Consider the following 6,175-nt stretch of genomic DNA (forward strand, 5'->3'; position numbering starts at 1 on the left):
GAGGTTCATATTATTGTAATTTTACCGCTCGTCGGGACGGGTGGTCCCGCCCCTTGCCGCTAGGGCGCTCCCCGACCGATGAGTATTGATTTATTGAAGAAAAGATGCTGACACAGTTTCTCGGACACGCCCAAGATTTCTTGTTTCTTATTCCTTGCTCCCTTCTTCTTATTTCTTATTGGCGACTTAGGAGGAGAAAGGGGAAAGGAGAAAGCAGAAAGGAAAACGAAAACTCCTTGTTCCTTTCTCCTTATTCCTTGTTCCTTTCTTCCTTCTCCTTTCTCCCTATTGGCGACGGCATCACTGCCTATTAGAGATGCTGTCACTACCTATTAGCGAAGGCGTTACTACCTATTAGTGACGGCGTTACTCCCTATTAGCGACGGCCTCGGTGCCTATTAGTGATTTAGAAGGAGAAAGGAGCAAGCAGAAAGCAGAAAGGAAAAGGGAGAAAGGAGAGGGGAAATGCCTTGTTCCTTTCTCCCTTCTCCTTTCTCCCTATTGGCGACGGCATCACTGCCTATTAGAGATGCTGTCACTACCTATTAGTGACGGCGTTACTCCCTATTAGCGACGGCCTCGGTGCCTATTAGTGATTTAGAAGGAGAAAGGAGCAAGCAGAAAGCAGAAAGGAAAAGGGAGAAAGGAGAGGGGAAATGCCTTGTTCCTTTCTCCCTGTTCCCGATTTAAAAGCAGAAAGGAAAAAGCAGAAAGCAGAAAAGAGTAAGAAAGCTCCTTGTTCCCTTCTCCTTGCTCCTTTCTCCTTCACTTAGAATCTCTTCCTGAGTATCCGTATCGAATTTAATATGGCAAGGAGCGAGACGCCGACGTCGGCAAAGACGGCTTCCCACATGGTGGCGACGCCCAGGGCACCTAATAGCATAACGAAGGCTTTTATACTTAAGGCCATGACGATGTTCTGCACGACGATGGCTTTGGTGGCTTGGGCAATCTTGATGGCCGTAACGATTTTGGAGGGTTGGTCTGTTTGGATCACCACGTCGGCAACTTCGATGGCGGCATCGGAACCCATACCGCCCATAGCGATTCCTATGTCGCTCAGGGCGAGAACCGGGGCGTCGTTGATGCCGTCGCCAACGAAGGCCAGTGTGCCCGTTGATTTCCCTTTCAGTTGCTCTACGTGGCGCACCTTGTCCTCCGGCAAGAGGTCGCCGTAGGATTGACCGATGCCTATCTTTGCTGCCGCCTCTTGCACGATGGTCGATTTATCACCGCTCAGCATGACGGTCTGTTGTATCCCCTGCTCGCGAAGCTGGCGGACGGCTTGGACGGCATCTTCCTTGATCTGGTCAGCAATAACCACATAGCCGGAGTAACAGGCATCGATCGCGGTGATAACAACGGTCTCTTTGATGTCGTTAATGCTTTCGTCGTACCGGAAACCATACTGCCGCATCATCTTGCCGTTGCCAACAACTACCTCGTGCCCGTCTACAAGGCCCTTGATGCCGTATCCGGGGATCTCTTCCACCGCTTCCAGATTGTACCGCGACAGCTCTATGTCGGGGAAGTGTTGCACTATGGCCTTGGCTATCGGGTGGTTAGACTGCGCCTCCAGGGCTGCGGTATAGGCCTCCATCAGTTGGTCGGAAGGGTTCTGCTTAACGAGCTTTTGTACCTTAAATACGCCTTCGGTCAGGGTGCCGGTCTTGTCGAACACGACGGTGTCCAGCTTACCCATCATATCGAGGTAGTTGGCCCCCTTGAAGAGAATACCATTCCGCGAGGCCGCCCCTATGCCCCCGAAGTAACTCAAGGGGATGGAGACCACCAGGGCGCATGGGCAGGAGATGACCAGGAAGACGAGTGCCCGGTAGAGCCAATCGGTAAACACATAAGTATTTACAAATAAGGCGGGGACGAACGTGATGGCCAGCGCCAGGAAGAATACGATAGGCGTATAGATCTTGGCGAATTGGCGTATCAGGAGTTCCGTTTTGGCCTTGCGGTGCGTAGCGTCCTCCACCATGGCGAGGATACGCGCCAGGGAGCTATCGGCATAGGCTTTAGTTACCTTCAATTCGATCACCTTGTCGAGGTTGACCATGCCGGCCAGTACGGATTCATCTTTGCGGATTGTCCGGGGGACGCTTTCGCCGGTAAGCGCTGAGGTATTGAAACTGCTTCCGGGTGATAACATTACACTATCGAGCGGCACTCTCTCTCCGGCTTTCAACTGTATGATCTCGTTGATCGCCACCGCTTCGGGCGCGAGGGTCAGGTATTGCTTGTCTCTGACAACGGTAACGGTGTCGGGCCTGACATCAAGCAGGGCTTTAATGTTTCCACGGGCTTTCGACACGGCAGACTCCTGAAACAGTTCGCCTACGGTATAGAAAAGCATGACGGCAACGCCCTCGGGGAACTCGCCGATCGCAAAGGCGCCCAATGTCGCGATACTCATCAGGCTGAACTCATTAAAGAAATCCTTTTGCAACAAAGCCCGGTAAGCCTCTTTGATAACGGGGAAGCCCACGGGGATATAAGCCGCCAGGTACCAGATCAGACGTATCGATCCGGTGAAGGCCTGCGGCTTCAGGAGGTGATCGAAGAATAATCCGGACAGGAGGAGAATAAAACTGAGGGAGGCGGGAAGGTATTTCTTCCATGCCGGCCGATTACTATCGGAATGTGAATGACCACAGGCACAGGCAGATGTCTGCTCCGTGCGATGACTGTCTTGCGATATAGTAGCCATAGATATACTTATTTATTGGTTATTATCTACGGCAAAGGTAAAGGGTTGTTTCCGCAACCTGGTTGCAATGTTAAGCGAATGCCGGCCGGGGCTATATCAGTAGGCAGACGGCTATTCCCCGAATCGAGAGCAAGTGTCGCATAGGCCTTTCATGACGAAGTTTACGCTTTCCAAGAGGAACTTATCAGGGAGCTTCACCGATGGCACCGGGATGCTTTCGAGGCAGAATGTCTTCTGGCAATGGGTACACTTGAAATGCACATGCAGTTCGCCCAGGGAACACATGCAATCGTCGCTGCACACGGAATACTTCATAGCCCCCGAGCCATCGTCGATACTATGTATCAACAGCTTGTCGTGAAACAGGGTGATGGTCCTAAAGAGCGTGGACTTGTCGACGGTCTCCAATACAGTCTCCAGGTCGGTCAGGCTGAAGGCCTGCGGGTAATCCAGCATGGCTTTGAATATAAGTAGCCTAACAGCGGTGGGCTTTATGTTTCTGGCTAATAGCTTTTCCTCTAAATATTTCATCTTTACTGGTACTATACCGGCAAAGATAGCTAAAATAGAGGAATCTGTCTTACACCAAAAGAGCCTGAGGCGCCTCCGATGTAAGACAGTCCGGTCAGGTAAGAGGGGTGTTATAGCTTCTGTATCAGTTCGCTAATGCCCAGCGCACACTCGGCTACCCGTTCGTAGTTCACAATGTTTAAGTTGTCTTTGGGGGTGTGCGTCACCTCCTGGCACTCCATGTTCTCTATGAACCACTGCGAACTGACGGCGATGGCGGGGCAGCCGTTTTGCAGGAACAGGCTGTGGTCGCCCTGGTACCAGGGAAGGCCATTCACTATACCGGGACTGTCCCAGATCAGTTCGCGCAATGCATCGAGGATCTCTTCGGGAAGCTCAAAAGCAGAGAAGCAGGAAGGCCCCTCTTGGTAGCCGGCTCCGTCGATATTTATATTCAGTAGGATGTTGCCGAACTGCTCTTGGTTTTGCTTCAGGTACTCGACTTGTCCGGGTGCGCCGTAATAGTCTTCGCCATTGAAGAGCGCTAATTCTACCGGGTGATTCAAGGCAGCTCCTTGCAGCAGCTCTGCCAGCAACAAGACAATGCTTACACCCGTGCCGTTATCGATGGCGCCCGGTGTGCCTATTTTGGTGTCGATATGGGCGGTAATAACGATCCGCTTCCCGGACTCAATACCATTCCGGGCAATAAGGTTGAAGGCCGTTTCGGGGATACGGGTGGCTTTGGATTCAAGCACTACGGTTTGCCCCAGGCAGCCGAGTAGCCTTTCCCCTTCGGTGTCTTTCATATAGACCGACGGAATGTCAAAGTCGCCATCCTCAAACAAAGGGAAGGGGTAGACACCACCGGCCGTAGCCGAATTGCGTTCCGTGGCGCAGACGAGGGCTTTCGGCTTGCCTTTCTCCAGTAGGGAAATGAGGTGTTGATGTTCTTCGGGATTCCAGAAAGGGAAGTTCTTCGGCGCAATCTGCTGGGAGGCAATCGTATCATAGAGAAACAGGATTTTGTCCTTTATATCAGCCTGTTCCAGTTGCTCGATAGTCGTGACAGCAATCAGTTCGCCTTGTACGGCACAGCCTAAGGAGTATTCGGAAGAAAAGACTTCGAATGATTGCTCGTTGCAGGTCAGCGATGCCCCCTCGGTCTTCCAGTCGATCACCGACAGTTCGGTTGATTCGGTTTGCCAGCCTGCCTCTTTCAGTACTTGCTCAGCATAAGCGCTTGCCCGGCGATTCCCGGCACTTCCTACCCGGCGCTCGCCTATTTCAGCGCACAAGACCTGCAGGTGTGACTTCGCTTTCTCTGTTAATGCTCTTTTGTTCATAGGATAAATTAATTATGAATTATAAATTATGAATTATGAATTGAGAGAGAGGGCAAAGGTATTCGTTCCGGGCATGGCGGAATTGTAAAAAAAGGACAAAAGAGGGAGAAAGGAACAGGGAGAAAGGAGAAAGGGGGAGGGAGAAAGGAGAAGGGAGCAAGGAGAAGGGAACAGGGAGAAAGGAACAAGGAGTTTTCTTTTTCCTTTCTGCTTTCTGCTTTCTGCTTTCTACTCCTAAGTCGCCAATAGGGAACAAGAAAAAAGGGAGAAGGGAACAAGAAAAAAGGGAGAAGGGAACAAGGAGAAAGGAACAAGGAACAAGGAGTTTTCTTTCTCCTTTCTCCCTTCTCCTTTCTCCTTTGCTCCCTTCTCCTTGTTCCTTTCTCCCTTCTCCCTTCTCCTTTCTCCCTGTTCCCTTCTCCCTGTTCCTCCCTCCTAACCGAAGTAGTCGGAATGTGGGGGGCAGGCGGCAAGGTATTCGCTGGGGGTGTAGCCCGAAAGGGCTTTGAAGTCTTTGATCATATGCGATTGGTCGAAGTAGTCGCAGGCATGGGCCAGGGTGGTAAAGGGGATCTCGGGGCAATGCTCGAGCTTGTGTAGTGCCCGTTGGAAGCGGATCGTTCGGGTAAATTCTTTGGGGTTGGCGCCTACGTGTTCGGAGAAAATACGCTGAAACTGCTTGGTGCTCAGGCAGGCGGTGTCGGCCAGGCGGGCTATATCGGTCTGTCCGGAGTTGATCTGTTGTATTGTTGCTTCTATCCGTTTCAGGTTATGTTCCGCCAAGTGGCTGAGGCGTTTTAGGAGGAATTGCTCGATCAGGAGGATACAAAGCTCATCGTTCTCCGTACTTGTCAGCGACTGTTCCAAGGCTGCCAGTTCCTTATCTTCCAGGTCGCCTGCCGTCACTCGCAGGTTATGAAGCTTATTCATCGGGAGCTTGAAGAAAGCCTTGACACCCACGGGGCGAAAAACAACGGAAAACATATTGACCTGTCCGGTGTACTGGAGGTCGGCAAACGTCTTTTCATGTCCGCTGAGGAAGGCGCGGGGATGAACGAGATTGTCGTGGATCGACAACAGACGGTTGCCCCGATGGAAGATCAGGTTCATCATACCACAGGGAACTGTGCGCGCCAATGCCGGAGAGTCACAGGCCGTTTTCAATAGCCAGTAGTTCTTAATATAGGGCGCCAGCAGCGGCGAGGGTTGTATGATTCGAAATTCTTCCATAAATTGATATCTCCCGGCAAAGCCGGTGTTCACTATGTATTGCAAAAGTACTGCTTTACGGGGATATCTGATTGTAAAAAAGGGACATTAACTACCTGAAAAAAGGACATTAACTACCTGCCGCCATTTGCCTATGGAGATGCTACCCACATCGAAGGCATATCGAAGGCAGACGGGAAAGGGGCAAAGAGTAAGGAGTAAGGAGAAAGGAGAAGGGAGAAAGGATGAAAGGAGAAGGGAGAAAGGATGAAAGGAGAAGGGAGAAAGGAGAAAGGGAGGCTGTAATTTGAACTGTGTCAGCAAAGCGTAATAAAAGTATTAACTTTGCTAACACAGTTTTTTTATGGAAGATTTTAATTTTGAAGAGATT

General features: G+C 51.0%; 4 protein-coding genes. All 4 read right to left on the reverse strand.

Going from position 1 to position 6,175, the window contains the following annotated elements:
- Positions 1–769 precede the first annotated feature (769 nt).
- The 4 genes from M2134_RS15665 to M2134_RS15680 all read right to left on the reverse strand — a co-directional run bounded on the left by M2134_RS15665 (position 770) and on the right by M2134_RS15680 (position 5,805).
- Positions 770–2,719, reverse strand: coding sequence for a heavy metal translocating P-type ATPase (locus M2134_RS15665; protein ID WP_280752517.1), 1,950 nt, complete (start codon positions 2,717–2,719; stop codon positions 770–772).
- A gap of 111 nt (positions 2,720–2,830) precedes the next feature.
- Positions 2,831–3,250, reverse strand: a complete 420-nt coding sequence (locus tag M2134_RS15670; protein WP_280752518.1) for a transcriptional repressor — start codon at positions 3,248–3,250, stop codon at positions 2,831–2,833.
- A 110-nt stretch (positions 3,251–3,360) separates the two neighbouring features.
- A complete protein-coding gene (locus M2134_RS15675; RefSeq protein ID WP_280752519.1) occupies positions 3,361–4,575 on the reverse strand; it encodes a M28 family peptidase in 1,215 nt (404 codons plus the stop codon).
- Positions 4,576–5,010: 435 nt separating this feature from the next.
- A complete protein-coding gene (locus M2134_RS15680) occupies positions 5,011–5,805 on the reverse strand; it encodes a helix-turn-helix domain-containing protein (RefSeq protein WP_280752520.1) in 795 nt (264 codons plus the stop codon).
- Between the last annotated feature and the right edge of the window lie 370 nt (positions 5,806–6,175).

Origin of the sequence: Parabacteroides sp. PM6-13 (assembly GCF_029892605.1) — a bacterium.
In the GTDB taxonomy this organism is placed as follows: Bacteria; Bacteroidota; Bacteroidia; order Bacteroidales; family Tannerellaceae; genus QVMG01.